At 73.3% G+C, this 24,878-nt stretch carries 26 protein-coding genes; 12 read left to right on the forward strand and 14 right to left on the reverse strand.

What is annotated here, in order from left to right; genetic code table 11:
- The first annotated feature begins 61 nt into the window (after positions 1 to 61).
- Together ACE3QY_RS15615 and ACE3QY_RS15620 are read left to right on the forward strand one after the other, a co-directional pair.
- A complete protein-coding gene (locus ACE3QY_RS15615; RefSeq protein WP_374456956.1) occupies positions 62 to 2,203 on the forward strand; it encodes an MMPL family transporter in 2,142 nt (713 codons plus the stop codon).
- 135 nt (positions 2,204 to 2,338) lie between these two features.
- Positions 2,339 to 2,983, forward strand: coding sequence for a hypothetical protein (locus ACE3QY_RS15620; RefSeq protein WP_374456957.1), 645 nt, complete (start codon positions 2,339 to 2,341; stop codon positions 2,981 to 2,983).
- Positions 2,984 to 3,059: 76 nt separating this feature from the next.
- Here ACE3QY_RS15620 and ACE3QY_RS15625 read toward each other — a convergent pair whose 3' ends face one another.
- The 10 genes from ACE3QY_RS15625 to ACE3QY_RS15670 all read right to left on the reverse strand — a co-directional run bounded on the left by ACE3QY_RS15625 (position 3,060) and on the right by ACE3QY_RS15670 (position 13,734).
- Positions 3,060 to 4,250, reverse strand: a complete 1,191-nt coding sequence (locus tag ACE3QY_RS15625; protein ID WP_374456958.1) for a VWA domain-containing protein — start codon at positions 4,248 to 4,250, stop codon at positions 3,060 to 3,062.
- Positions 4,234 to 6,543: a DUF5682 family protein gene (locus ACE3QY_RS15630; protein WP_374456959.1), complete on the reverse strand. Its 2,310-nt coding sequence runs from the start codon at positions 6,541 to 6,543 to the stop codon at positions 4,234 to 4,236. Before ACE3QY_RS15630 ends, ACE3QY_RS15625 begins: the two co-directional genes overlap by 17 nt.
- Positions 6,544 to 6,553: 10 nt before the next feature.
- Positions 6,554 to 7,651 (reverse strand): AAA family ATPase, encoded by a 1,098-nt coding sequence (locus ACE3QY_RS15635; protein ID WP_374456960.1) that lies wholly within the window; start codon positions 7,649 to 7,651, stop codon positions 6,554 to 6,556.
- The gene (locus tag ACE3QY_RS15640) at positions 7,648 to 9,138 is read right to left on the reverse strand and encodes a DUF5691 domain-containing protein (RefSeq protein ID WP_374456961.1); all 1,491 of its coding nucleotides are present in this window, start codon (positions 9,136 to 9,138) and stop codon (positions 7,648 to 7,650) included. The genes ACE3QY_RS15635 and ACE3QY_RS15640 overlap by 4 nt, the downstream gene beginning before the upstream one ends.
- Positions 9,135 to 10,433 carry an SWIM zinc finger family protein gene (locus ACE3QY_RS15645; protein ID WP_374456962.1) on the reverse strand — a complete coding sequence of 433 codons (1,299 nt, stop codon included), beginning with the start codon at positions 10,431 to 10,433 and terminating at the stop codon, positions 9,135 to 9,137. Before ACE3QY_RS15645 ends, ACE3QY_RS15640 begins: the two co-directional genes overlap by 4 nt.
- A 201-nt stretch (positions 10,434 to 10,634) precedes the next feature.
- A complete protein-coding gene (locus ACE3QY_RS15650) occupies positions 10,635 to 10,946 on the reverse strand; it encodes a hypothetical protein (protein WP_374456963.1) in 312 nt (103 codons plus the stop codon).
- Between the two features lie 41 nt (positions 10,947 to 10,987).
- Positions 10,988 to 11,407, reverse strand: coding sequence for a VOC family protein (locus ACE3QY_RS15655; protein WP_374456964.1), 420 nt, complete (start codon positions 11,405 to 11,407; stop codon positions 10,988 to 10,990).
- A gap of 62 nt (positions 11,408 to 11,469) precedes the next feature.
- Positions 11,470 to 11,820 (reverse strand): PRC-barrel domain-containing protein, encoded by a 351-nt coding sequence (locus ACE3QY_RS15660; protein ID WP_374456965.1) that lies wholly within the window; start codon positions 11,818 to 11,820, stop codon positions 11,470 to 11,472.
- Positions 11,821 to 11,905: 85 nt separating this feature from the next.
- Complete coding sequence (locus tag ACE3QY_RS15665) at positions 11,906 to 12,568, reverse strand: FMN reductase (protein ID WP_374456966.1); 663 nt, start codon at positions 12,566 to 12,568, stop codon at positions 11,906 to 11,908.
- Complete coding sequence (locus tag ACE3QY_RS15670; RefSeq protein WP_374456967.1) at positions 12,565 to 13,734, reverse strand: LLM class flavin-dependent oxidoreductase; 1,170 nt, start codon at positions 13,732 to 13,734, stop codon at positions 12,565 to 12,567. Before ACE3QY_RS15670 ends, ACE3QY_RS15665 begins: the two co-directional genes overlap by 4 nt.
- Before the next feature lie 156 nt (positions 13,735 to 13,890).
- Between ACE3QY_RS15670 and ACE3QY_RS15675 the strand changes: the two genes are divergently transcribed.
- Positions 13,891 to 14,277 (forward strand): hypothetical protein, encoded by a 387-nt coding sequence (locus tag ACE3QY_RS15675; RefSeq protein WP_374456968.1) that lies wholly within the window; start codon positions 13,891 to 13,893, stop codon positions 14,275 to 14,277.
- Positions 14,278 to 14,401: 124 nt separating this feature from the next.
- Positions 14,402 to 15,217: a glycerophosphodiester phosphodiesterase family protein gene (locus ACE3QY_RS15680; protein WP_374456969.1), complete on the forward strand. Its 816-nt coding sequence runs from the start codon at positions 14,402 to 14,404 to the stop codon at positions 15,215 to 15,217.
- On the opposite strand, the gene ACE3QY_RS15685 is transcribed toward ACE3QY_RS15680, so the two are convergent.
- The gene (locus ACE3QY_RS15685; protein WP_374456970.1) at positions 15,186 to 15,806 is read right to left on the reverse strand and encodes a LuxR C-terminal-related transcriptional regulator; all 621 of its coding nucleotides are present in this window, start codon (positions 15,804 to 15,806) and stop codon (positions 15,186 to 15,188) included. The genes ACE3QY_RS15680 and ACE3QY_RS15685 overlap by 32 nt on opposite strands.
- Positions 15,807 to 16,007: 201 nt before the next feature.
- Here ACE3QY_RS15685 and ACE3QY_RS15690 point away from each other — a divergent pair, with 201 nt between their 5' ends.
- From ACE3QY_RS15690 to ACE3QY_RS15710, 5 genes are read left to right on the forward strand one after another with little or no spacing between them, the layout of a single operon-like run.
- Entirely contained in the window at positions 16,008 to 16,310 is a 303-nt protein-coding gene (locus ACE3QY_RS15690) for a metal-sensitive transcriptional regulator (RefSeq protein WP_374456971.1), read from the forward strand.
- A 13-nt stretch (positions 16,311 to 16,323) separates the two neighbouring features.
- Positions 16,324 to 16,530 (forward strand): heavy-metal-associated domain-containing protein, encoded by a 207-nt coding sequence (locus ACE3QY_RS15695; protein ID WP_374456972.1) that lies wholly within the window; start codon positions 16,324 to 16,326, stop codon positions 16,528 to 16,530.
- Positions 16,527 to 17,474 (forward strand): hypothetical protein, encoded by a 948-nt coding sequence (locus ACE3QY_RS15700; protein ID WP_374456973.1) that lies wholly within the window; start codon positions 16,527 to 16,529, stop codon positions 17,472 to 17,474. The genes ACE3QY_RS15695 and ACE3QY_RS15700 overlap by 4 nt, the downstream gene beginning before the upstream one ends.
- Entirely contained in the window at positions 17,464 to 19,692 is a 2,229-nt protein-coding gene (locus ACE3QY_RS15705; RefSeq protein WP_374456974.1) for a heavy metal translocating P-type ATPase, read from the forward strand. The genes ACE3QY_RS15700 and ACE3QY_RS15705 overlap by 11 nt, the downstream gene beginning before the upstream one ends.
- Positions 19,693 to 19,715: 23 nt before the next feature.
- Positions 19,716 to 20,435, forward strand: a complete 720-nt coding sequence (locus ACE3QY_RS15710) for an EcsC family protein (RefSeq protein ID WP_374456975.1) — start codon at positions 19,716 to 19,718, stop codon at positions 20,433 to 20,435.
- Positions 20,436 to 20,472: 37 nt separating this feature from the next.
- Here the strand turns inward: ACE3QY_RS15710 and ACE3QY_RS15715 are convergent, their stop codons facing one another.
- The 3 genes from ACE3QY_RS15715 to ACE3QY_RS15725 are packed head-to-tail and all read right to left on the reverse strand — an operon-like array spanning position 20,473 to position 23,185.
- Entirely contained in the window at positions 20,473 to 21,822 is a 1,350-nt protein-coding gene (locus tag ACE3QY_RS15715; protein ID WP_374456976.1) for a CotH kinase family protein, read from the reverse strand.
- On the reverse strand, positions 21,819 to 22,589 hold the full coding sequence (locus tag ACE3QY_RS15720; RefSeq protein ID WP_374456977.1) for a polyphosphate polymerase domain-containing protein: 771 nt from the start codon (positions 22,587 to 22,589) through the stop codon (positions 21,819 to 21,821). The genes ACE3QY_RS15715 and ACE3QY_RS15720 overlap by 4 nt, the downstream gene beginning before the upstream one ends.
- On the reverse strand, positions 22,586 to 23,185 hold the full coding sequence (locus ACE3QY_RS15725; RefSeq protein ID WP_374456978.1) for a DUF4956 domain-containing protein: 600 nt from the start codon (positions 23,183 to 23,185) through the stop codon (positions 22,586 to 22,588). The genes ACE3QY_RS15720 and ACE3QY_RS15725 overlap by 4 nt, the downstream gene beginning before the upstream one ends.
- Before the next feature lie 110 nt (positions 23,186 to 23,295).
- Between ACE3QY_RS15725 and ACE3QY_RS15730 the strand changes: the two genes are divergently transcribed.
- The 3 genes from ACE3QY_RS15730 to ACE3QY_RS15740 form a co-directional block, all read left to right on the forward strand.
- The gene (locus ACE3QY_RS15730; protein WP_374456979.1) at positions 23,296 to 23,655 is read left to right on the forward strand and encodes a hypothetical protein; all 360 of its coding nucleotides are present in this window, start codon (positions 23,296 to 23,298) and stop codon (positions 23,653 to 23,655) included.
- Complete coding sequence (locus tag ACE3QY_RS15735) at positions 23,652 to 24,044, forward strand: hypothetical protein (RefSeq protein WP_374456980.1); 393 nt, start codon at positions 23,652 to 23,654, stop codon at positions 24,042 to 24,044. The genes ACE3QY_RS15730 and ACE3QY_RS15735 overlap by 4 nt, the downstream gene beginning before the upstream one ends.
- A gap of 161 nt (positions 24,045 to 24,205) precedes the next feature.
- The coding region (locus tag ACE3QY_RS15740; RefSeq protein ID WP_374456981.1) for a DUF222 domain-containing protein at positions 24,206 to 24,878 on the forward strand (673 nt) is incomplete at its 3' end.

Raw genomic sequence — 24,878 nt, forward strand, 5'->3', positions numbered from 1 at the left:
CCCGCGGATCGCCGCAACCGTGGAGGTCGACCCACGAACCCACACGGAATGGAGCACGGCGATGGCTGCCGACCTGATCACCCGGATCCCCCAGCGGGCCGCGCGCTGGAGCGCCGAGCACCCCTGGCGCGCGATCCTCACCTGGTTCGTCCTCGTCGCCGCGGCGACCAGCCTCGCCGTGCTGGTCCCGACGCACGAGGCGGAGGACGCCGACTACCGCATCGGCCAGTCCGGCCGCGCGGACGCGATGGCGCAGGAGTCGGGCCTGACCGGCCCGGACACCGAGCTCGTCCTGCTCAGCGGCGACCGCACGCAGGTGCCGGACGCCGCCCGGGAGGTGGCCCGTCGGATGACCGACGCCGAGGGGGTCAGCGAGGTGGCGCCACCGATCTGGAACGACGACCGGACGTCGATGCTGGTCTCGGTGTCGCTGGCCGACGGCGTCGACGACGCGGGCCCGCTCGAGGCCGTCACGGCGAGCGTCGCAGCCGACCACCCCGACCTGTCCGTACGCCAGACCGGCGGGCTGAGCCTCGACGAGGACATCAACGACCAGGTGGCCGACGACCTCGCCTCGGCCGAGGTGATCAGCCTGCCGGTGACGCTCGTGCTGATGCTGCTGGCGTTCGGCGCCCTGATCGCGGCGGGCATCCCGGTGCTGCTGGCGCTGGGCAGCGTCGCCGCGACGATGGGCATCTCGGCGGTGGTCTCGCACATCGTGCCGGCGGAGCCGACGGTCGGCTCCATGATCGTGCTGATCGGCATGGCCGTCGGCGTCGACTACTCGCTGTTCTACCTCAAGCGCGAGCGCGAGGAGCGGGCCCGCGGGCGCAGCACGCTCGACGCGGTCGAGATCGCCGCGCAGACCTCGGGCCACTCGATCCTGGTGTCGGGCTTCGCGGTGGCCGCGGCCATGTCGGGCCTCTTCCTGGTCGACTTCGTCACCTTCACCTCCCTGGCGATGGGCGCGATCATCGTCGTCGCGGTCGCGGTGGTCGGCTCGATCACCGTGCTGCCCGCGCTGCTGGTCAAGCTCGGCCGCTGGGTCGACCGGCCGCGGGTGCCGCTGCTGTGGCGGCTCAACCGCCGCATCGGCGCCGGCGGGATCAGCCGTCGCATCCTGGCCCCCGTCGTACGACGTCCCGCGCTGGCGCTCGCCGGCTCGGTCGCCGCGGCCACCGCACTGGCCGTGCCGGCCCTCGGCATGACCATGCACGCCTCCAACCTGGAGACACTGCCCTCCGGCATCCCGGCGGTGGAGACCATGCGTGACGTCGCCGCGGAGTTCCCCGGCGAGGGGACGACCGTGACGGTGCTGGCGCAGGGCGACGGGTCGGCGCTGGCGCTGGGCGAGCTGGCGTCGCGGGCGACGCGCGACGGCGACTTCACCGAGGTGCCGGGCGGGGTGACCACCTCGGACGACGGCGGCACCTCCTCCCTCACGCTGGCCCTGCCCTGGCCCGACTCCGACGAGCGCACGACCGACGCGATCACCGACCTGCGCGGCTCGCTCGCACCGGCGACGCCGGACGGCCTGGAGTGGGCGGTGGGCGGCGACGCCGCGTCCAACCTGGACTTCGACGAGCACCTCTCGGCCTGGATGCCGGTGGTGATCGGGTTCGTCCTGCTGCTGACGCTGGTGATGATGGGCGTCGCCTTCCGCAGCGTGCCGCTCGCGCTGGTCTCGACCGCGCTCAACCTGGTCTCGGTCGGCGTGGCCTTCGGGGTGCTGACGCTGGTCTTCCAGCACGGCTGGCTCGAGGGGGCGCTCGGCTTCACCAGTCCGGGCTTCGTCATCGACTGGATCCCGCTCTTCGTCCTGGTGGTGCTGGTCGGGCTGTCGATGGACTACCACGTCTTCGTCACCGGGCGGATCCGCGAGCTGGTCGGCCGCGGCATGCCGACGAGGGTGGCCGTCGAGCGGGGCATCCGCGACAGCGCCTCCGTCGTCACCAGCGCGGCGGCGGTCATGGTCTCGGTGTTCGCGATCTTCGCGACCCTGAGCATGCTGGAGATGAAGATGATGGGCGTCGCGCTCTCGGTCGCGATCCTGCTCGACGCGACGATCATCCGGCTGGTCATGCTCCCGGCCGCGCTCGTCCTGCTGGGTGAGCGGGTCTGGTGGCCGCGCCGTCCGGCCCGCCCGACCGGCGAGGTCGTCGACGTACGGCTGGAGGAGCCGGAGCTCACCCCGGTCGCCTGATCCGGGGCCCCTGATGAACTTCCACGCGCTCGGGCGGAAGTTCAGACCGAGGTCCCCTGACCTCAGCGTGACTCCCGATGAACTTCCACGCGCTCGGGTGGAAGTTCATCGGGGCGCGGGTGCAAGACTCCGCGCATGAGCCTGGAGAGCGCAGAAGAGTTCCACGCCCGGGTCGCGGCCGCGACCGACGACGAGGGTCGGCTGGCCGTGGCGGTCGAGGAGATGCCGGGCTGGGACATCTTCCCGTTCGAGCTCGACGGGCTGCGGATCAAGCCGCTCGAGCCGCTGCAGGACGCCGAGCCGCCACGGGAGGGCGAGGACCCGGCGGACTGCTTCTGTCGTACGCCGATGCCGCCCGAGCGCGCGGCGAAGGTGGCCTGGCGCAACGAGCGGTGGCTGCTGGTCGCCCTCGACATGAAGCTGCCCGTCTCGTTCATCCTGCGCCCGGTCGAGCACCACGACATCGCCGACCTGCCCGACGACCTGGCCGCCGAGATGGGGCTGCTGATCGTGCGGGTCGCCGCCGCAGTCGAGGAGCTGCCCAGCGTCGGGCGCTGCCACATCGGCCGCTACGGCGACGGCGGCGCCCACGCGCACCCGTTCTTCTTCGGCCGGCCGGCGCGGATGCCGCAGCTGCGCGGGTCGTGCCTCCTCGACTGGGAGGAGAACCTCCCCGCTGTCCCCGAGGATGTACGCCGTGCCAACGCCGCGCACGTCGGCCGCCGGCTCGTCGAGCGGTTCGGCGGCGACGGCCCGGCCTGGGAGGCCTCGGCCGGCTGACGTCGGAGGGTGGCGGCACATCGCACGCCGACACCCCCACCTCATGCAATCTGCCGCCACCCCGAGGGCGACGAGCTCAGACCGGCTTGGTCGTCTCGTGGGTGGTGACCACGTCGTTGGCGGCTGCCCACTCCCCGATGTCGCGCTTCTCGATGGCGGCCGCCATCAGGTCGGGGAAGAGGTCGGGGGTGCAGGCGAAGGACGGCACGCCGATCTCGGCGAGGGCCGCGGCGTGGTCGGCGTCGAAGGACGGCTGCCCGGAGTCGCTCAGCGCGAGCAGCGCGATCATGGTCGCGCCCGAGCCGACCACCGCGCTGGCCCGGCTGATCATCTCCTCGGCGATGCCGCCCTCGTAGAGGTCGCTGATCAGCACGAGGACGGTGTCGGCCGGCTGGGTGATCCGCCCCTGGCAGTACGCCAGTGCGCGATTGATGTCGGTGCCGCCGCCGAGCTGGACGCCGAAGAGCACGTCGACCGGGTCGTCGATCTCGTCGGTGAGGTCGACGACCTCGGTGTCGAAGACGACCATCCGGGTGCTGACCGACTTGATCGAGGCGAGCACCGCGCCGAAGACCGAGCTGTAGACGATCGACTCCGCCATCGAGCCGGACTGGTCGATGCAGAGGATGATCTCGCGCTCGACCTGGGTGGACCGGCGGGCGTAGCCGACCAGCCGCTCGGGCACGACCGTGCGGTGCTCGGGGAGGTAGTGCTTGAGGTTGGCCGCGACCGTGCGCCGCCAGTCCACGTCACGCATCCGCGGGCGGCGGGTCCGCGCCGACCGGTCGAGCGCGCCGGTCACCGCCTGGACGGTCCGCTGCCGCAGCCGCTCCTCGAGCTCGTCGGTGACCAGCCGAACGACCGCGCGCGCCGTCTCGCGCGAGTGCTCCGGGATCACCCGGCCCAGCCCGATCAGGGTGCTGACCAGGCCGACGTCGGGCTGGACGGCGCGCATCATCTCCGGCTCGAGCAGCATCTGGCGCAGGCCGAGCCGCTCCATCGCGTCGCCCTGCATGACCTGCACGACCGACGACGGGAAGTAGGTGCGGATGTCGCCGAGCCAACGCGCGACCCGCGGCGACGACCCGCCGAGGCCGGCCTTGCGCTCCCCGTCGTACAGCGCGGAGAGAGCGTCGTCGCGGCGCCCGTCGGCCTCGGTCAGGCCGATGCCCTGCCCGTCGGCGCCGGTGAGGCCGTCGGCCTCCTTGCCGCCGAGGATCAGCCGCCAGCGGGTGAGTCGGTCGCGGCTCTCAGGCTGCTCCGTCACGGGCCACCACCTTCCAGCCGACGAGCCTCGCCACGGTGTGCACGGCCGGTCGCGCCTGCTCGAGGTCGATCCCGCTCGCCGCGACCCCGGCATCGGCACCGGGCCGGCCGAGCCGGGAGAGCTGCTCGCCGATCGTGCGGCGCTCGGCGGCGCTGAACTCGGCGAACGTCCGCCGCACGAGCGGCAGCAGGTCCTCGAACTCGACCTCGTCCAGCCCGCTCACCCACGTGTCGACGAGCCCGAGCAGGGTCGCGTCGTGGACCAGCAGCACGGCATCGCCGGCGAGGAAGCCGGCGAGCCACGCGGCGGCCTGCGCCGCGGAGGCGGCCAGGGACAGCCGGCGCCCCATCCGGTGGGCGGTGGTGTCGGAGTCGATCCGGCCGGCGTCGAGCAGGATGCGGGTGGCCCGGCCGGCGACCCCGCCGGCGACGTGGTCGGGCGCGGACACCGCCTCGAGCGCCTCCGTCCACGCGCGGTCGAGCTCGTCGTCGGCGAGCAGCGCGAGGCCGCGTTGCGCTCCGGCGATCGCGGTGACCATCTCCGCGGCCGCCTCCTCGTCGAGGCTGGCACAGGCCATCGGGAGTCCGACGCAGGCGCGGACCACCGTGGCCCCGAGCACGGTCCGCACCCGCGCGGTGTCGACACCGCGTACGTCGCCGTAGCGGCACGTGCGGGCGAGCGGCTCGACCGTGGCGAGCAGGGCGGGTACGTCGTGCTGCACCGCGGCGCGCGCGTCGAGGGCGTCGAGCACCGCGTCGATGCCGTCCGGCAGGTCGGCGGTGAGGCAGGTGCTGACCAGCGCGGCGAGCTCGGCGAGGTCGGCGGAACGGGCTGCGCGGTCGGCCGCGCGGGCCGCCGCGGCGACGGCGACCGTGGTGCCCCAGACGCTCGCCTCGACGAGGTCGACGGCCAGCTCGGGCCGCCACTCCAGCGTCCAGCTCTCCTTGAACGTGCCGGTCGTCCGGCCGGCGTCGGCGACCTCGCCCCACGGGACCCCGAGCAGCTGGAGGCGGTGGAGCAGCACCGACCGGGCCAGCTGGCTCTCGCGCCGCAGGTCGAGGTCGACCTGCTGGGCGGTCGCGGTGGGCTTGAGGCGCAGCGACTTCTGCTGACGGGCGAGGTCGGCAGCGAGGGGCACGACCGGCGCGGACTCGGGCACCGCGCCGAGCTCCTCGCCGACCACCAGGCGCCGGTGGACGAGGTCGAGCGGCAGCCGGGAGCCCTCGCAGAGCACGGTCTCGGCGGCATCGTCGAGCTCGCTCAGGCCGACCGACGGCCGGCCCCGGACGGTGGCCAGCGTCTCGGCCAGGCGGGCCGCCTCCACCACCGATGCCGTGGAGGCGTCCAGCCGCTCCTCCCGCAACGTGCGCGCGACCCGGACCAGCCAGGAGGTGGCGAGGTCGCGGGGGTCGGGGTCCGGGCGGCTCAGGTGGTCGAAGAGGTGCTGGTACCAGCCCGGCGCGCTGACGCCGGCGCCGTAGCCGGAGTGGTAGCTGAGGCGGGCAGCCGTCCAGGGAGTCCAGGCGGCCGCCACCTTGGTCTTGGGCAGCTTCGTGATCAGGGACGAGTCGCGGGTGGCCGGCGGGAAGTCGGCGGGCACCAGGGCCGGGGCGTGCCAGGCTCCGCAGACCACGGCGATCCGCGCCTCGGGGGCCGCCTTGATCTCCCCGCGCAGGACCCGGCGCATCCACTGCTCGCGGCGCAGGTTGCTGCGCACCTCGGGATCGTCGTCGGGCCGGGTGTCGGCGGACCGGACCGCACCCATCGCCTCCCGGATCGCGGCGAAGCGCTCGGCCGGCGAGCCGTGCCGCTGCTCGACCGCGTCCTCCCACCAGCGCTCGGCGTCGTCGTAGCCCGCCGTCGCGGCGAGGGTGCCGATGGGGTCGAGGCGCTCGGCCGGCACCGGTGGCTCCGAGACCGGCTCGGCGTCGTCGTCGGCATCACCGGGCTCGGGGGCCGACGCGTCCTCCTGCACCAGCGCGAAGGCGTGGGTCGCCGGGAGGTCGAGGAACCGCACCGGCACCCCGTGGGCGAGCGCCCAGCGGGCGGCAACCCACTCCGGCGAGAAGTGCGCAAGCGGGTAGAACGTCGCCTGCCGCGGCTCCTCGACGGTGTACACGAGTCCGGCGACCGGGGGCACCATGTCGGCCTCCCCCAGCAGGCCGACGATCGCGTCGAGCTCCGGGCAGCCCTCGATCAGGACGAGGTCGGGCGGCTGCTCCTCGAGCGCGGCCAGCACGGCCCGGGCCGAGCCGGGGCCGTGATGGCGTACGCCGTAGACGTCGACGGGCATGGGCGGCGGCTCAGCCCAGGTCCCGGCACGCGCGGTAGAGGTCGCTCCACTCCTTGCGGTTGCGCATGACCGTCTCGAGGTACTCCTGCCACACGAGCCGGTCCTGCACGGGGTCCTTCACGACGGCGCCGATGAGGCCGCCGGCGACGTCCTCGGCCCGCACGGTGCCGTCGCCGAAGTGCGCGGCGAGCGCGAGGCCGTTGGTCATCACCGAGATCGCCTCGGCCGTGGAGAGCGTGGCGCTCGGCGACTTGATCGTCGTGCGCTGGTCGGTGGTGACGCCGCTGCGGAGCTCGCGCATCACCGTGACCACGCGGTGGATCTCGGACAGCGAGGCCAGGTCGGCCGGCAGCTCGAGCGAGGCGCCGAGAGCGGTGACCCGGGTCCGCACGATCTCCACCTCCTGCTCGAGCGAGTCCGGCAGCGGCAGCACGACGGTGTTGAAGCGGCGGCGCAGCGCCGAGGACAGGTCGTTGACGCCCTTGTCGCGGTTGTTCGCGGTCGCGATGACGTTGAAGCCGGGCCGGGCCTGGACCTCCTCGTCGAGCTCGGGCACGGGCAGCGTCTTCTCCGAAAGGATGCTGATCAACGAGTCCTGCACGTCGGACGGGATGCGGGTGAGCTCCTCGACGCGGGCGATCGCGCCGGTCTCCATCGCGCGCATCACCGGGCCGGCGACCAGCGCCTCGCGCGACGGGCCCTCGGCGAGCAGGCGGGCGTAGTTCCAGCCGTAGCGCAGCGCCTCCTCCTGCGTGCCGGCCGTGCCCTGGACGACGAGGGTCGAGCGGCCGCTGATCGCGGCGGCGAGGTGCTCGCCGAGCCACGACTTCGCGGTGCCGGGCACGCCGAGCAGCAGCAGCGCCCGGTCGGTGGCCAGCGAGGAGATCGCCACCTCGACCAGCCGGCGCTGGCCGAGGTACTTCGGCGTGATCCGGGTGCCGTCCGGCAGCTCGCCACCGAGGACGTACGTCGCCACCGCCCAGGGCGAGAGGTGCCACGAGGGCGGCCGCGGCCGGTCGTCGACGGCAGCCAGCGCGGTGAGCTCATCGGCGTACGCGTCCTCGGCGTGCTGGCGGAGCACGTCGGGCATGGGCTGCGTGGTGGTCATCTGAAGGCCTCCGTCAGGGATGTGCGGAACGCGTGGAGCTGCAGGGTCTCGGTGAGGGCGCGGCGCAGGTGGCTCGCGTCCTCGGGCAGGCGGGAGAGGGCGGCGTTGATCTCGGGCGCCAGCGCCGGGCTCAGCGCGACGGGCAGGAGCGGCGCCGCGGTGTAGCCGAACGACAGGTCGGCCTTCTCCCCCTGGATCCGCCGGAGCACGGCGCGGCCGAGGTCGTCGGGCCACGGGCGGGGCGCCTCGGTGAGCAGGCCGCGGAGGTCGCGGCCGGGCGACGGTCGGGCGACCCAGTCGGCGAGGAGCCGGGCCCGCCGCTCCTCGGGCAGCAGCCACAGCAGCCGCTGGTCGGGGATGCCGTGGTCGACGCACGCGATCGCCCACTCGCTGTCGCGTCGGTCGAGGACGGCCTCGGTGAGCCAGGCCAGCACGTCGGCGTCGCGCACCATCTTGAGCGTCGCGGCCGGACTGCGGCCGGTGATGTCGGTCCAGGTGGAGAGCGGTGCCCCGCGCACGACCTGCGACAGCCAGACGGTCGGCGGGGGACTCACGCCCTTGGCCGGCGCGGTCAGCCCGTCGCGCACCGCCGACTCGTCGGGCGCGTCGGGCACGTCGACCTCGAGGTGGCGCACGATCGCGCCCTTGACGTGGACCAGCCGGCGCAGCCGGTCGGCCATACGGGCGGCGCGGGCGCTCCCGGGCAGCCGGTCGAGCATCGCCGCGGCCGCCTCCCGGACGGACTTGGCCTTGTCGTCGAGCGCCTGCTCGAGCAGCGGCTCGTCGGCCGCCCAGAGGCCGGGCCCCAGTGCCCTGATCGCGTCGGCCCGGACCTTGGCCGACACCGTCGACCACTGCGCCTCGAGCAGCTCGCGGGCCGCACCCGCGTCGGCGCGCCGGCCGAGGGCGAACGCCGTCACCGCCTCCGCGCTCGACATCGTCGGCCACGCCTCGACCCAGTCGACCTCGACGTGGACCCGCGGCTCGTCCGCGTCGTCGAGGAGGCCCGACCAGGCCTCGTTGAGGCCGACCAGCCAGCGACCGCGCTCACCGAGCTGGCCGCCGAGGGCCGTGGCCACCCGGCGCCGTCCGGCCGCGAAGTCCAGCAGCACGGGCAGTAGGTGCCACGGCACGCGCTGACCCGCGGCCTCGGCGAGCCGGAGCCACTCCACGACCAGCTCGTCGCGTGCCTGCTTGGAGACCGGCGACTGCGTCAGCAGGAGGGTGAGCAGCTGGGCGGCCCGGTCGGCCGTCGCAGGACGGTGCTCCTCGGCCGCGGCCAGGACGTCGTCACTCGAAGGCGGCAGTGGAGCACCGGCCCGGGTGAGGGCGTCGACCACTGCGGCGCTGGCCAGCAGCCGGTGCTCGGCGGGCTCCTCCCTCGCGTCGAGGGCGAGGACGTCGGGAGCGGGCGGCGGCTCGCGCCGGGCGCTCCCCACCAGCGCGGACGTGGCCACGTCGGCCAGCCACTGGTCGACGGCGCTCACAGGCCCAGCACCTGGTCGTCCATCCAGACCGCGAGCGGGCGGAACGCACCTGACTCCACCTCGCCGAACACGTCGACGGGCGCCCCGCCGCTGACCGCGAGCAGGGTCCAGACGGGCGACCCGTCGGCGATCGGCAGCGAGCCGGTGGCGTCACTGACCCGCCACTGCTCGCCGTCCTGGACGATGCGTACGTCGGCGAGCGGGGCCGGGTGCCGCTCGCGCCACGGCGTGCGGCCCAGGCCCTCCGCGGCCGCGGCGTGCACCTCGGCAAGGCTGGTGCGGCCCGGGAGGGCGGTGACGGGCGCGGCCCCGGTGGGCGGGTCGCGGAACAGCGCTCGGCGCGGCGCCGCGCCGGGGTAGCGGGAGACGGTGACGTCGAGCCGGGCACCGCTGAGCTGCGGCACCGCGAGGGCCTGGCCGTAGCCGGCGAAGTCGAGCACTGCGACGACCTCGCCGTCGTCGTGGGCGAGCCACGTGCGCTGCTGCTGGATCCGGCCGTCGTCGGTGCGGACCGCGCCGAGGACCGTCCACGGCCCGGGACGGGCGTCACCGTCGCGGACCTCCTCGCTCGGCTGGGCCCACCCCACGGCGATGCGCACCTCGGCCCGCTCGACCTCGTCGAGGCCGTCGCGGGCCTGCCACGCACTGGTGATGGTCCACCAGCGCCCGACCTCCGCGAGCAGGTACGCCGCCCACTCCGCGCGGGCGTGCACCTGCGAGCCCGCCTCGCGGACCCGCTCGGCCAGTGCGGGCACCTGCGCGTCGACGAGGCGGGCGGCCGCGGTGTCCCAGTAGGAGTAGGGCTGCGTGCGGGCGGCGGCGAGGCCGCCGCGGACGAGGTCGGCGAGCCAGAGCCGGAAGTCCTCGACGCCGGCGTCCATCCGCGCGAGCCGCTGCTCGAGGCGCTTGGCCTGGGCGGCCGGGTCGGGGGTGCTCTCGGTGGTGGCGCGCGCCGGCCGGGCCGCGCGCTCGGCGCGCTGGCTGGCCCACTCGTCGGCGAAGGCAGCGATCTGTCCGGACTCGTCGATGACGCCCTCGGACCAGAGCATCAGCAGGGCGAGGGCGTGCTTGCAGGGGAACTTCCGGCTGGGGCACGAGCACCTGTACGCCGGGCCGACGAGGTCGACGCTCACCTGGTAGGGCGTCTTGCCGCTGCCCTGGCACTGGCCCCACACGAGCACGTCGCTGCACCCGGTCTCGCGCCACGGCCCCGGCAGCGCGAGCTTGCGCGCGGCCGCCAGCGAGGACGCGTCAGGCGCGGCCTCGGTCACCTGGCTGGCGGTCCATCGGGTCATGGCGCGGCCATCACACCACGGGCGACCGACACGGGGAGCCGAAATCGGGCGGCTCCGCGGGCACCGGTGACCTGGCCTCCGTCTCGTGCACCTGACGATCGGACCCGCTGGGGTGCGGCAGCGCGAGGCCGTCCGTCATCCCGACCCGACCCCATCCGGTCACCTTCGGATGACGGACCCGGCGGCAGAAGGGAGCGGCGGTCAGCCGCAGTCGCCCCCACCGCCGCAGTCGGCGCCTCCGTGACCCACCATGCCGAAGTCGGCGTGGTGTCCGCCGCCGCGGTGGCGGAGCACGTCGGGGTTGCCCGGCGTGACGATGGCGTCGAGGACCGCGGCGAGGGCACCGATGACGACCACGCCGGTGGAGACCGTCAGGGTGATGCCGACACGCCCGGCCCCCAGCGCGAGCGCGACCACCAGAGCGGCGGCCAACCCGAGCACGGACGCGCCGAGGAAGGTGCGCCAGGTCTGGCGCGGATGGGCCGCGAGGGTGCGGGAGGCACTGGTGCTCATGGCAGGAGTGTGACGCGCCGACGCCTCGGGGGGAAGAGTCGTCAGGAAGCCGCGCCGGCGATGTTGAACAGCCAGCAGATCCCGAAGCGGTCGACGAACATGCCGAACTCGTCACCCCACGGAGCGACCTCGAGCGGCTGGCGCACCTCGCCGCCCTCGGCCAGCGCAGCGAACCAGCCGCGCAGCTGGTCGGCCTCCTCGTGCGAGCCGGAGATGCTCACCGACACGTTGTCGCCGAAGGTCACCTGCACCATCTCCGGCGGGGCGTCTGCGCCCATCAACGTGAAGCCGGACGGGGTCTCGAGCTGGCCGTGCATGACCTGCGCGGCCGTCGGTCCCTCGGTGCCCATGTCACCGAAGGTCATCACGTTGAGCTCACCACCGAGGACGGACTGGTAGAGCTCCATCGCCTCGCGGGCCTTCCCGTCGGCGAAGTTGAGGTAGGGGTTGAGGGTGGCCATCACGCGCTCCTTCGGGATGTCGGACCACCCAACCTAGTGAGCGGCACCGACAGCCGGAAGGCTCAGTCGCGCCCCGCGTAGGGCTCGTAGTACGCGGCGTGCTCGAGCCGCGCGTCGTCGCTCGCCCACCCGGAGTCGTCGTAGTCGGGGGCGGCCTTGACCTGGTCCTTGCTCATGCTGACGACGACCCGCTTCGCCTCGTGGTCCATGCCGACGACGACGCCGGCCGGGATCACCCGCTTCTTGCCGAAGATCCAGAAGCCGGTGTCCACGACGAGCCACTGGGCCGCCGTGTCGGTGCTGGCCTCGTCGACCTTGCCGATGCTGCCGCCGTCGGCCTCGACCTCGTAGCCGACGAGGTCGCGGTCCTCGCTCCACGTGCTGTCGCGATAGCTCCACACGATGTCGTTCACGAGTGACTCCTGGTGCGACGGGACTGACCTCCCGACGCAACCACGCCGCCCCGCGAGGGGGCACACCCGCCCGGGCGGTCCCGGGTCAGTCGGAGCCGGAGTGGCCGCGGAGCAGGTCGCCGAACGGCGTCACGTCGGCCTCGACCTGCGTGCCGGACGTACGCCGCGGGCGGGCGGCGAGGTCGGGCGCGAAGCCGCCGATGGCGTACCCGTCCTGGCTCAGCACGAGCTGGGCCAGCTCGGCCGCGGCGCGGGTGATCCGGTCCGACAGGCCGTGGCTGCCGAAGTCCTCGGTCGCCGCGAAGACCCCGGTGGGTACGACGATGGCGCGGAGGTAGGTGAACAGCGGCCGCATCGCGTGGTCGAGGACCAGCGAGTGCCGGGCGGTGCCGGCGGTTGCGGCGATGAGCACCGGCGTGCCGGTGAGCGAGTCCTTGTCGACGGCGTCGAAGAACATCTTGAACAGCCCGCTGTAGCTGCCGTTGAAGACCGGCGTGACCGCGATGAGCCCGTCGGCGGTCCCGACCTGCTCCCGCAGCTCGGTGAGCCGCGGGGTCGGGACGCCGCCGGTCACCATGAAGGACGCCAGCTCGCCGGCGACCTCGCGGAGCTCGACGAACTCCACGTCGACCGACTCCCCTCGCGCGGTCACCTGCGCGGAGGTCGCCTCGGCGATCTGGTCGGCGAGGAGCCGGGTGGACGACGGGACGGTGAGTCCCGCCGTCACCACGACGATGCGACGGGTCATGCCTCGACCTGCGCAGCCTCGCGCTCGGCGGCCTCGGCCTGCATCTCCTCGACGCGGGCCCGGGCGGGCTCGACGAGGTGGTGCGGGACGTCGGGACCGGCGGCCACGAGCGAGGCGTGGGTGGGCGGGTCGCTGGGCACGTGGGCCGGGCGACGACGCTCGAACTCCGCACGCAGAACCGGCACGACCTCCGTGCCGAGCATCTCCATCTGCTCCATCACCAGCGACGTCGGCAGGCCGGCGTGGTCGATGAGGAACAGCTGGCGCTGGTAGTCCCCGACGTAGTCGGCGAAGCCGAGGGTCCGCTCGATGACCTGCTCGGGCGTGCCGACGGTCAGCGGCGTCATCTTCGTGAAGTCCTCCAGCGACGGGCCGTGGCCGTACACCGGGGCGTTGTCGAAGTAGGGCCGGAAGACGCGCTTGGCCTCGGCCTCGGTCTCCGCCATGAAGACCTGGCCGCCGAGGCCGACGTAGGCCTGGTCGGCGGCACCGTGGCCGTAGAACTCGAAGCGGCGGCGGTAGAGCCGCACCATCTGCTCGGTGTGCTCCTTGTTCCAGAAGATGTGGTTGTGGAAGAAGCCGTCGCCGTAGTACGCCGCCTGCTCGGCGATCTCGGTGCTGCGGATCGAGCCGTGCCAGACGAACGGTGGCGTGCCGTCGAGAGGCGCCGGGGTCGAGGTGTAGCCCTGCAGCGGGGTGCGGAACTGGCCCTGCCAGTTGACGACCGGCTCGCGCCAGAGCTTGCGCAGCAGGTGGTAGTTCTCGACCGCCAGCTTGATGCCGTCGCGGATGTCCTTGCCGAACCAGGGGTAGACCGGGCCGGTGTTGCCGCGCCCCATCATCAGGTCGACACGACCACCGGAGAGGTGCTGGAGGAAGGCGTAGTCCTCGGCGATCTTCACCGGGTCGTTGGTGGTGATCAGCGTGGTGCTGGTCGAGAGGATGAGCTTCTCGGTCTGCGCCGCGATGAAGCCGAGGTGGGTCGTGGGGGACGACACCACGAAGGGCGGGTTGTGGTGCTCGCCGGTCGCGAAGACGTCGAGACCGACCTCCTCCGCCTTGAGGGCGAGCTGCGTGATCGACGCGATGCGCTCGGCCTCGGACGGGGTGCGTCCGGTGGTCGGGTCCGTGGTGACGTCGCCGACGCTGAAGATGCCGAACTGCATGATTTCCTCCACTGGTTGAAGTTTGTACGACCTTCAACGGCGCTGCGAGGTCCAGTATTCCGTGGAATCGCCGGGCGACGTACGGCGTTGGACGGGCATCCGGGCGCACGCTCGGAGTACCCACTTCCGCGGTACGTCTGCGCGAGAGGAGCGACGATGACCGACTTCACCCCCTTCGAGGACCTGCTGCGCGGACACGCGGGCCTGCTCGAGGACTCCACGCACGACCGCTGGCTGCGCGCGCAGGCGCTGTTCGAGGAGCGCGCCTACCGCGAGGCGGCCGTGATGCTCACCGAGCTGCTCGACGACCCGGGCGAGGTGGTGCACGAGCTCACCGACGTACGCCTCCTCCTGGCGCGCTCGCTGTTCCACTCCGCCCAGCTCGACGGCACCATCCGCGTCGCCACCGAACTGCTCGAGCACGACCCCAACGAGCCCTACGCCCACTTGCTGCTCGGCCGCTCCCTGCAGCGAAAGGGCCGGCGCGACGAGGCGCAGCCGCACCTGCGCCTCGCCGAGCTGCTGGGCGGCTACCGGAGCTGACCGCGCCCGTCCGGGGGGCGTCGTACGACGCCCTCCGGACGCGGGCGCGAAGCCTCGGTGAACACTCGCTCCACGGCCCCATCCGGGCGCGACAAGCCCGGCGGGGCCGACCCATGCTGGTGGCGTGACCAGCTACGGCGACCACAGCGGCCCGCTCGCCATCGCCCACCGCGGCGGCATGGCGCTCGCCCCCGAGAACACCCTCGCCGCCTTCGGGCGCGCCACCTCCCTCGGCCTCACCTACCTCGAGACCGACGTGCACACCACCCGGGACGGGCACGTCGTCTGCTTCCACGACGCGACGCTGCGCCGGGTCACCGGCCACCCCGGCCGGATCGCCGACCTCGACCTCGCCGACGTACGCCGCCTGCGCGTGCACGGCACCGACCAGGTCCCGACGCTGGCCGAGGCGATGGCCGCGTTCCCCGAGGCACGGTTCGCCATCGACCTCAAGGACGAGGCGTCCATCGGCGCGATGGCCGCGCTCCTCGCCGCCCACCCGAGCTGGGCCGAGCGGATCTGCGTCGCCGGCGCGTGGAGCCGCTGGCTGCGCCGCCTGCAGGACGAGGCACCCGGCGTGACGACGGCCCTCGGCTGGCGCTCGCTCACCACGCTGATCGCCTGCTCACGAGGTGGCGTACGCCCGCTCGGCGTCGGCACGTCCGGCGGCGCCTTCGCGCACGTGCCGCTGCGGCTCGGGCGGCTGCCGATCCACTCCGAGCGGGTGATCGCCCGCGCGCACGAGCTGGGCATCCGGGTGGTCGTGTGGACGGTGGACGACCCGACCACGATGCGCACGCTGCTCGACGCCGGTGTCGACGGGATCATCACCGACCGGCCCGACCTGCTCCGCGAGGTCCTGATCAGCAGGGGCGAGTGGACCCGCCTCTCCCCGACGCCGGCAGAGGTCAGACGACCCGCTCCAGCACCTCTGCACTGAGACCGTGGGAGACCGCCCACAGGACGGCCTGGCTGCGGCTCTGCACGCCGGTCTTGCGATAGGCGCTGCGGATGTAGGACTTCACGGAGTTGAGCGAGATCTGCATCGCGGCCGCGATCTCGACGTTGCTGCGGCCGGTGGCGATGTGGGCGAGCGTCTCGCGCTCGCGGACGGTCAGCATGTCGAGCTCGCTGGAGGACCCCAGCGAGCTGCTCGGCGCCGCGGACAGCGCCGGTGCCACGACCTGGTCGCCGGCGTGGATCGCGCGCAGGGCCCGCCCGAGCTGGGCCGCGCTCAGGCTCTTGCCGAGGTAGCCGCACACGCCGTTGCGGAGGATCTCGTGCACGAGGCCGGGGTGGTGGTTCCAGGTGAAGACCGCGACCCGGCGGATGAACGGGTCGACGACGGCCCGCGCGAGGGTCGTGTCGTCCGGGGACGTGCCGAAGGTCTCGACCAGGGCGATGTCGATCGGCGCCCGCTCGCGGTCCTTCACCGTCGCGAGCTCGAAGCCCCCCAGCGTGCGGAGCATGCCGTCGAGGCCACGCCTCACGAGCTCATCACCGCCCAGCAGTGCCACCCGGATCATCATGCGCGGTCCTCACGTCATGGGAGAGGAACGTGGGTCCCCACGATCCCCGACGTCCCCCCGGACCGCCGTCCGCCACTGTAGGCGGGGTGGACCAGACCACTAGCCGTCCGAGCGGGGCCACGCCTGAAGTTTCACCACAAATCCACCCCCACGGGTGAGGACCGCCTTGATACATATACCCCCTAGGGGTATGGTCGGAGCATGAGCGAGCAGCACGGCCACCTCGAGGGCAACGACGAAGCCGTCCAGGCGCACCTCAAGCGGCTGCGCCGCATCGAGGGCCAGGTCCGCGGCATCCAGCGGATGGTCGAGGAGGAGAAGTACTGCATCGACATCCTCACGCAGGTGTCGGCGGCCACCAAGGCCCTGCAGGCGCTCGCCCTCTCGCTGCTCGACGACCACATGGCGCACTGCCTCGTCGACGCGGCCCGTGAGGGCGGCGCCGAGCAGGAGCAGAAGCTGAAGGAGGCCTCCGAGGCGATCGCCCGCCTCGTGAGGTCCTGAGAAGGGACGAGACATGAGCGAGACCATCACCTACACCGTGACCGGCATGACCTGCGGCCACTGCGCCGCCTCGGTGACCGAGGAGATCTCCGAGATCACCGGCGTCGAGCAGGTCGACGTCGTCGTCGAGACCGGCGCCGTCACCGTGACCAGCACCGCCCCGCTCGACGAGTCGGCCGTCCGCGCCGCCGTCGAGGAGGCCGGCTACGCGCTGGCATGACCACCCCGCTGCGCGTCGCCGCGTTCGTCACCGCCCTCGTCGCCGCCTTCGCGGTCGCCTGGGGCGGCGGCCGGCTGGTCGGTCCGATCGACACCGAGCCGGCAGCCGGCGAGATGGCCGGCCACGGTGAGGACGAAACGCATGTGGAGACGGCCGGGGGCCACTCGGGCGTCGCCGACGCCACCGGTCTCACCGCCCGCGCGGACGGTTTCACCCTGGCGCTCGCCGACCGCGAGGTGGTCGCCGGCCGCACCCGCCTGGACTTCCAGGTCCTGACGTCCAGCGGCCGGCCGCTGCTCGACTACACCCGTGAGCACGAGAAGGACCTCCACCTCATCGTCGTACGCCGTGACCTCACCGGCTTCCAGCACGTGCACCCGACCCTCGACCGGGCGACCGGCACCTGGTCGGTCGACGTGCGGCTGACGCCCGGCGTGTGGCGTGTCATCGCCGACTTCACGCCCGAGGGCTGGGACGGCATCACCCTGGCCGACGACCTGGCCGTGGCCGGCGACTTCTCCCCTGCCCCGCTGCCCGCCGACGAGCGCACCGCAAAGGTCAGGACCGACGCCGGCACCTACACGGTGACCCTCGAGGGCGACACCGCCCCGGGTGCGAGCACGGTGCTCACCACGCGCATCGAGCTCGACGGCGAGCCGGTGACCGACCTCGAGCCCTACCTCGGCGCCTTCGGCCACCTCGTCGCGATCCGGGCCGGCGACCTCGGCTACCTCCACGTCCACCCCGAGGAGGGCGAGGCGGGGCCGGGCATCGAGTTCGCGACCGCCTTCCCCGAGGCGGCGACGTACCGGCTCTTCCTCGACTTCCAGCACCGCGGCACCGTGCACACGGCGGCCTTCACCGTCAAGTCCGGTGGCGCTCCGTCCGGTGACGGCTCCGCCGACGACCACGCGGACGAGGAGGGCGAGGGTCATGGCCACTGACCAGCTCTCCGACGTGGAGCTCGCGATCACCGGCATGACCTGCGCGTCGTGCGCCAACCGGATCGAGCGCAAGCTCAACAAGCTCGACGGCGTCACCGCGACGGTGAACTACGCGACCGAGAAGGCGAAGGTGTCCTACCCGGTCTCGGTCTCCACCGACGACCTGTTGAGGACCGTCGAGGCGGCGGGGTACGCCGCCGCGCTGCCGGCGGCGCCCGACGAGCCGGCACCGGCCGAGCCCGAGCACGACCCGCTGCTCCAGCGACTCCTGGTCAGCGCCGCGCTGAGCATCCCGGTGGTCGCGCTGGCGATGGTGCCGGCCTGGCAGTTCACCTACTGGCAGTGGGCCTCGCTCGCGCTCGCGGCCCCGGTCGTGGTCTGGGGCGCATGGCCGTTCCACCGCGCCGCGTGGACCAACCTGCGCCACGGTGCGACGACCATGGACACGCTCGTCTCGGTCGGCGTGCTGGCCGCCTTCGGCTGGTCGCTGTGGGCGCTCTTCCTCGGCACGGCCGGCGAGCCCGGGATGACCCACCCGTTCCGGATCGCGATCGACCGCACCGACGGCGCCGGCAACATCTACCTCGAGGCCGCGGCCGGGGTGACCACGTTCATCCTCGCCGGCCGCTGGCTCGAGCACCGCTCGAAGCGGCAGGCGGGCGCTGCGCTGCGGGCGCTGATGGAGCTCGGCGCGCGTGACGTGGCGGTGCTGCGCGACGGCCCTTCTGGTGAGAGGAGCGAGACGCGCATCCCGATCGACCAGCTCGCCGTCGGCGACGAGTTCGTGGTGCGGCCGGGAGAGAAGGTCGCCACCGACGGCTCCGTGGTGGAGGGGACCTCCGCGGTCGACGCCTCGATGCTCACCGGCGAGTCCGTGCCCGTCGAGGTGCGGCCCGGCGACACCGTGGTCGGCGCGACGGTCAACGCGGGCGGCCGGCTCGTCGTCCGGGCGACGCGCGTCGGCGCCGACACCCAGCTCGCCCAGATGGCGCGCCTCGTCGAGGACGCCCAGAACGGCAAGGCCGAGGTGCAGCGCCTGGCCGACCGCATCTCCGGTGTGTTCGTCCCGATCGTGATCGGGCTGGCCGTGGCGACGCTCGGCTTCTGGCTCGGCGCCGGGTCGGGTGCGACCGCGGCCTTCACCGCCGCGGTGGCGGTCCTGATCATCGCCTGCCCGTGCGCCCTGGGCCTCGCCACGCCGACCGCGCTCATGGTCGGCACCGGCCGTGGCGCCCAGCTCGGCATCCTGATCAAGGGTCCTGAGGTCCTGGAGTCGACCCGGCGCGTCGACACGATCGTGCTCGACAAGACCGGCACGGTGACCACCGGCGAGATGACCGTCCACGAGGTCGTGGCTGCCGACGGCGAGTCTCCTGCCGACGTACGACGCCTCGCGGCCGCGCTCGAGGCCGCGTCCGAGCACCCGATCGGCCGGGCGATCGCCGCGGTCGACGGCCCGCTGCCCGCCGTCGAGGAGTTCGCCAGCCGCGAGGGCCTCGGGGTGGAGGGCGTCGTCGACGGACACGCGGTCGTCGTCGGCCGGCCGAGCCTGCTGGCGGACTGGTCGCAGCACCTCCCGGACGCGCTGGCCGAGGCGGTCGAGCGCGCGCAGGGCGAGGGACGTACCGCCGTCGCGGTCGGCTGGGACGGCCGTGCCCGCGGCGCCATCGTCGTCGGCGACACCGTGAAGCCCACGTCCGCCGAGGCCGTACGACGCCTCCGCGACCTCGGCCTCGAGCCCGTGCTGCTGACCGGGGACAACGCGTCCGCCGCCCGCCAGGTCGCGGCCCAGGTCGGCATCGAGACGGTCGTCGCCGACGTGCTGCCCGCCGACAAGGTCGCCGAGGTGCAGCGGCTCCAGGCAGCCGGCAAGGTCGTGGCGATGGTCGGTGACGGCGTGAACGACGCCGCCGCGCTCGCCCAGGCCGACCTCGGCCTCGCGATGGGGACGGGCACCGACGTGGCGATCGAGGCCAGCGACCTGACGCTGGTGCGCGGCGACCTGCTCGTCGCCGTCGACGCGATCCGCCTCGCCCGCCGCACCCTGTCGACGATCAAGGGCAACCTGTTCTGGGCCTTCGCCTACAACGTCGCCGCCCTCCCCCTCGCCGCCGCCGGCCTGCTCAACCCGATGCTCGCCGGCGCCGCGATGGCGTTCTCCAGCGTCTTCGTGGTGACCAACAGCCTCCGGCTGCGCGGCTTCCGCTCGTCGGTCTGAGCGGGGGTTCGTAGGGTGGCGGCATGGGACTCATCGACCTGCTCAAGCCCGGCCGCGACGAGGTGAGGGAGACGCGTGCCGCGCTCGAGGCCGCCGACGACCCGAACCCCGACCCCGGGCCGATCGACCGGCTGGTCGCGATGCTCGTCGACACCGGCCTCGACGGCCGCGGGCCGCTCAGCTCCGCGGCCGAGCTGGCCGAGGAGGCGCTGGCGAAGTCCGACGGTGACGCCGAGCGGGCGATCGGCCGGCTCGCGCGCGGCGCCACCTTCGCCGGCGGCGTCGGCGGCTTCCTCACCGGGATCGGCGGCTTCGTCACCATGCCGGTCTCGCTGCCGGTGAACGTCGCCGAGTTCTACATCCAGGCCGTGCGGATGGTCGGCGGCATCGCCACCCTGCGCGGGTACGACGTCGACGAGCCGCGGGTGCGCACCGCGGTCCTGCTCACCCTCGTCGGCTCGGACTCCGACGAGGTGCTGCGGAAGGCCGGGATGACGAGCATGGGCGGACGCGCGACGTCGTACGCCCTCAAGGGCCTGCCGCCGGGTGCGCTGATGATCGTCAACAAGGCCGTCGGGTTCCGGCTGATGCGTGGTGTCAGCGAGAAGCTGCTCTCCCGCCTCGGCCGCGGCATACCGGTCGCCGGTGGCCTCGTGGGCGGTGGCATCGACGGCTTCATGATGAAGAAGATCGCCGACCAGGCCATGAAGGAGTTCCCGCCGCTGCCTCCGCCCGCTGGTTGAGTGCCCCCGCGGTAGTGGTCGCCGCGGGGCCGCGCACTCAACCGGCGATGGACGAGCGGATGGCGTCGGCCTCCTCCTGGACGGTGTCGGCGTCGACGAGGTCGCCCGCCTGCTCGGTGAGCACGCCTGCCCAGCGGTCGAGCACCTCCTCGGCGTAGCCGCTGTCGTAGAGCTCGGCGGTCAGGTCGGCCTTCGCCTGGTCGACGAGGTCGGCCCACTCCTCGACCGCGGCGAAGCGCTCGACGAGGACGTTGGAGCGGCCACCCATCCCGCCACCGCCGCCGGGGCCGCCTCCGGGCCCGCCCTCCGGCCGCTCGCCCCCGGGCATCCCCGACGGCATGTCGGTTGGCATCCCCGAAGGCATGCCAGAGGGCAGGTCGGTCGGGAGGTCGGTGGGACGCTCGCCGTCCCCGCCGCGCGGGAACCCGCCGCCCCCACCGGGAGCCCCGCCGAAGGCGAGGTTGTGGTCCCACGCGACGACGGTGAAGCCGCCGGTGTCGGCGTCGTAGCGCAGGTAGGAGTTGTTGCCGGGACCGTCGATGTCGTCGAAGTTGTCCACCAGCTCCTCGAAGGCGAGGTAGCGGGCGAAGGACGCGACGTCGAGGTGGTCGGGCAGCTCGGCGGCGAACTCCTCGTCGCTGCTGTTGTTGAGGAAGTCGAGGAAGTCGATCAGCGGGGTCAGGTCGTCGTCGCCGGTCTCCTGGTCGAAGACGTCGGTGTAGGAGTCCGGGTCGTCGCCGCGGTAGGACCAGTCGCCGCCGGCCTCGGCCTTGTAGAGCAGTCCGTCGCCCGCGAAGTTCTCCGCCTCCCAGTCCTCGTCGAGGTTCTGCACGACGAGCCGCAGCCGCGGGTCGGCCCCGTTGACGCTGAACGACGACGCGACGGCGTGCTCGCTCGCGAGGCCGGCCTCGGCGAGGAGGTCGAGCGCCACCGCCTCGTTGAGCGCGGTCTCGGAGCTGTTGGACCGGACGATGAGCTCGGACGAGCCGTCGAGCGACTGGCCGTCGACGTACTCGTCGAGCCGGACGAGCCACGGCAGGTCCGTCGGCTCTGCGTCGTCGGACACCCCGCGGAGCGAGGAGTTGCCCTTGAGCCGGAGGCCGGCCCGCTCGAACGTCTCCCCGTCGATGGTGACCGTTGCCTCGATCCACTGCTTCTCGCCGGTCTCCTGGTAGGTGTCGACCATCGCCGCGACCGCGTCCTCGTCGACCTCGACGGCGATGTCGTGCACCGTGTCGGCGTCCCAGACGCCCTCGCCGTCGGCGACCTGCCTGGTGGCCGGCGCGACGCCGGAGGTGTCCGACGTGTCGGACACCGCGGCGCACCCACCCAGCGCCAGCGTGGCCGCCGTCGCCAGCGCGACCAGGCGCGGTCGGACCGGCCTCATGCCGCGACCTCCGTCCGGATGGTCAGGTGGGCTGCGAGGTGGCGCGAGGTGACGCGGTGCCAGCGGTTGGTCTGCAGGTCGGGGGTGAGCAGGGCCAGCCCGGTGCCGTACTTGGAGATGCGCGTGGGCCGGTGCCCGAGCTCCCAGAGCCGCCGGTCGAGCGGGCCGGGCCCGGCGGAGGCCGACTTCGTCTCCACCACGAGCACGTCGCCGACCTCCGCAGTGCCGTGGGCCGAGGTCCAGCGCAGGTCGCGGTCGATCGTGGCGCGGCCGCTGCCGCCGGGCAGGAGCAGGGTGGTGCGCAGGTAGCTGGTGTGCAGCGTCGCCACCAGACCGGTGGGGTCGACGCCGCGGACGTGGGCCGCACCGAGCCGCTCGCGCACCCAGGCGTCCGCGCCGCCGGAGACCTCGACGCCGTCGTGGGGCAGCCGCTCCTTCACGGTCGCACCCCGCCGGCCGCGGGTCTTCACCTCGAGCCAGCGCTCGCCGGAGTCGGCGTACACCCGGGTGCGGACCTTCCAGCGACGCCGCCGCGCGTGCGCCGAGGTCGTCCAGCTGTCGAGCCCGACGGTGTCGAGGTACGTCGACTCGTAGCGCGAGGCGCGCCGGCCGTCGATCTCCAGCACCCGCAGCCCGGCGATGGCGGTGACCAGGGCGTCGAGGTCCGCGGCCGGGACGACGTACTTCCGGTCGACGCGGGTGAGCAGCTCGGCCTCGGCGTTGAGCTCGGCGAGGGTGACGGCGGGCAGCCGGTCGACGGCGCTCATCGCGTCAGCACCGGGGCGTCGTGGCGCTCGGCACGCGGGAGAGCGGGCGTCGACGAGGCGGCGTAGTGCACCTCGACCATCGTGGTGTCGTTGACCAGGTCGACGCGGATCGGCGTGACGCGGGTGACGCGGGCATCGAGGAGGAGCTCGAGCCGCTCGACGAGGGTCGGCTCGTCGGTGATCGCGGCGTCCAGCACGACGACCTGCCGCAGCCCGGTGCTGTGCAGCAGCCGGCTGTCGGCCACCGCGAGTACGGCCACCAAGCCCACCATCAGGGCGATCGACAGGGCCGGGTCGCCGGTGCCGAGGCCGCCGAGGAGGCCGATGGCGAGCGCGGCGAAGTAGTAGGCGATCTCGTGCTGCCCGAGCTCGTCCGAGCGCAGCCGGATGATCGAGAGCACGCCGAACAGGCCGAGCCCGAGGCCGACCGTCGCGGTGCTGCTCGACAGCACGATCGTCACGGCCAGGACGCCCATGTTGACCGCGACGAACGCGGTGACGAGGTCGGCGCGGCGGTGGCGCGGGTAGTAGACGGCCAGGGCGAGCACCAGCACGGCGACCAGGTCGACGCCGGCGAGCAGGTAGGTGGGGTTCATGCGGGTTCCTTCGGGTCGGTGTGGCCCCGACGGTCCCGTGTTCACCTGTCGTTCACCTGCCGCCGACCTGTGGCCGACCTGTGAGGCGTGCTCTGCGAGAATCGGCGCTCGTGGACGGACCCCTGCCCCTGGCCCTGATCGCGGCCTCGCTGGCCTTCACCCTCGTGGTGCTCGTCTACGTCGCGCTCGACCGCACGCCCGACTGGCGGCTCCTCGGCTTCGCCGGCGTCATCGAGCTGGGCACGCTGGTACTGCTGGTCATGGCCGCGTTCCAGGTGGGCGACGCCGACATCCCGGGTGCCGGCGCGATCACGCTCTTCGGCTACCTCCTCGCCGGGCTGGCGCTGCTGCCGATCGGCTTCCTCTGGTCCCTGGCCGAGCGCAGCCGCGGCGCGACGGCCGTGCTCCTGGTCGCCGGCCTCGCCCAGGCGTTCGTCGTCGTGCGCGCGCTGCAGGTGTGGCCGTCGTGAGCTCGACGCGCTCCGGCGCGGGTCGCGTCCTCGTCGCGGTGTACGGCGTCTTCGCGCTCGCCGCGACTGCCCGCTCGCTGGTCCAGCTCCTGACGAAGGCCTCCGAGGCGCCGCTCGCCTATGCGCTGTCCGCCCTCGCGGGTCTCGTCTACATCGCCGCCACCCTCGGCCTCGCCGAGCTCGGCCCCTCGCCGCGCCGGGTCGCCTGGGCCGCCGTCGGCTTCGAGCTCGTCGGCGTGCTGACGGTCGGCACGCTCACCGTCCTCGACCCCGAGCTGTTCCCCGACCAGACGGTGTGGTCGTTGTACGGCGCCGGCTACGGCTGGCTGCCGCTGGTCCTTCCGTTCGTCGGGCTCTGGTGGCTCTGGCACACCCGCCCCCGCCCCTGACCCGTCCGCCGGTCGAGGTGCGAGCGGAGCCAGCCTCGCAACCACACACCCAGGTGGTCGAGTAGCCGAGCGAGGCACGAGCGACGGCGTATCGAGACCCCCTCCACAGAGGTCGATTCGTCCGGGGTCGAGTGTCGGTGGGTTGCCGTAGTGTCGAACACATGATCGAGACGCTGGAGCGGGACGCCGGGAGGGTCGCAGACGACCTCTCGGCCAGCGGCCTGCTCGCCTCGATCAAGACCTCCCGGCAGGTTGAGCACGCTGAAGCCGCCCGCCAGCTCGACCTGGCCGCCCGCTGGGCCGACCTGCACCCGCCGGAGTCGATCCACTCCGCCGCGACCTTCACCACTCCGGGGTGTGAGCACGAGGAACCCATCGCCGGGCAGGGCACCCCTTTGGTGGCGGAGTTCTGCATCGCCGAGCTCGGCGGCGTGCTCGGCATCTCATCGACGTCGGCGAAGAAGCTCATCGGCCACGCGTTGGAGCTGCGCCACCGCCTCCCCCGCCTCTGGGCCCAGGTCCACGCCGGCGTCGTGCCGGCCTGGAAGGCACGCACGGTCGCGGAGACCACCATCCACACCGTCCCCGCCCTCACCGTCGAGGCGGCGGCGCACGTCGACGCGCAGCTCGCCGCGGTCGCCGGCCGCATCGGTCCCGCCCAGCTCGACCGACTCGTCGCCGACACCATCAAGCGCTACGACCTCGCGCACCCGGATCCGGCCGCAGATCCGGAGGACGGCTACCTGCACGTCGACCCCCGGCATGCGACGCTGCGTGATGAGGACGTGCACTTCGCCGGCACCATGCGGTTCGAGGCCGAGCTCGACATCGCCG

The organism is Nocardioides sp., from assembly GCF_041913365.1.
GTDB lineage: Bacteria > Actinomycetota > Actinomycetes > Propionibacteriales > Nocardioidaceae > Nocardioides.

What these genes read in the sequence shown, in the direction of transcription:
- ACE3QY_RS15630 (WP_374456959.1), bottom strand. Translation starts at nt 6,543, where the DNA reads ATGCCCGTCGACGTCTACGGCGTACGCCATCACGGCCCCGGCTCGGCC.
- ACE3QY_RS15685 (WP_374456970.1), bottom strand. Translation starts at nt 15,806, where the DNA reads ATGATGATCCGGGTGGCACTGCTGGGCGGTGATGAGCTCGTGAGGCGT.
- ACE3QY_RS15710 (WP_374456975.1), top strand. Translation starts at nt 19,716, where the DNA reads ATGGGACTCATCGACCTGCTCAAGCCCGGCCGCGACGAGGTGAGGGAG.
- ACE3QY_RS15655 (WP_374456964.1), bottom strand. Translation starts at nt 11,407, where the DNA reads ATGGCCACCCTCAACCCCTACCTCAACTTCGCCGACGGGAAGGCCCGC.
- ACE3QY_RS15700 (WP_374456973.1), top strand. Translation starts at nt 16,527, where the DNA reads ATGACCACCCCGCTGCGCGTCGCCGCGTTCGTCACCGCCCTCGTCGCC.
- ACE3QY_RS15615 (WP_374456956.1), top strand. Translation starts at nt 62, where the DNA reads ATGGCTGCCGACCTGATCACCCGGATCCCCCAGCGGGCCGCGCGCTGG.
- ACE3QY_RS15705 (WP_374456974.1), top strand. Translation starts at nt 17,464, where the DNA reads ATGGCCACTGACCAGCTCTCCGACGTGGAGCTCGCGATCACCGGCATG.
- ACE3QY_RS15715 (WP_374456976.1), bottom strand. Translation starts at nt 21,822, where the DNA reads ATGAGGCCGGTCCGACCGCGCCTGGTCGCGCTGGCGACGGCGGCCACG.
- ACE3QY_RS15650 (WP_374456963.1), bottom strand. Translation starts at nt 10,946, where the DNA reads ATGAGCACCAGTGCCTCCCGCACCCTCGCGGCCCATCCGCGCCAGACC.
- ACE3QY_RS15645 (WP_374456962.1), bottom strand. Translation starts at nt 10,433, where the DNA reads ATGACCCGATGGACCGCCAGCCAGGTGACCGAGGCCGCGCCTGACGCG.
- ACE3QY_RS15635 (WP_374456960.1), bottom strand. Translation starts at nt 7,651, where the DNA reads ATGACCACCACGCAGCCCATGCCCGACGTGCTCCGCCAGCACGCCGAG.
- ACE3QY_RS15670 (WP_374456967.1), bottom strand. Translation starts at nt 13,734, where the DNA reads ATGCAGTTCGGCATCTTCAGCGTCGGCGACGTCACCACGGACCCGACC.
- ACE3QY_RS15665 (WP_374456966.1), bottom strand. Translation starts at nt 12,568, where the DNA reads ATGACCCGTCGCATCGTCGTGGTGACGGCGGGACTCACCGTCCCGTCG.
- ACE3QY_RS15690 (WP_374456971.1), top strand. Translation starts at nt 16,008, where the DNA reads ATGAGCGAGCAGCACGGCCACCTCGAGGGCAACGACGAAGCCGTCCAG.
- ACE3QY_RS15725 (WP_374456978.1), bottom strand. Translation starts at nt 23,185, where the DNA reads ATGAACCCCACCTACCTGCTCGCCGGCGTCGACCTGGTCGCCGTGCTG.
- ACE3QY_RS15620 (WP_374456957.1), top strand. Translation starts at nt 2,339, where the DNA reads ATGAGCCTGGAGAGCGCAGAAGAGTTCCACGCCCGGGTCGCGGCCGCG.
- ACE3QY_RS15720 (WP_374456977.1), bottom strand. Translation starts at nt 22,589, where the DNA reads ATGAGCGCCGTCGACCGGCTGCCCGCCGTCACCCTCGCCGAGCTCAAC.
- ACE3QY_RS15695 (WP_374456972.1), top strand. Translation starts at nt 16,324, where the DNA reads ATGAGCGAGACCATCACCTACACCGTGACCGGCATGACCTGCGGCCAC.
- ACE3QY_RS15675 (WP_374456968.1), top strand. Translation starts at nt 13,891, where the DNA reads ATGACCGACTTCACCCCCTTCGAGGACCTGCTGCGCGGACACGCGGGC.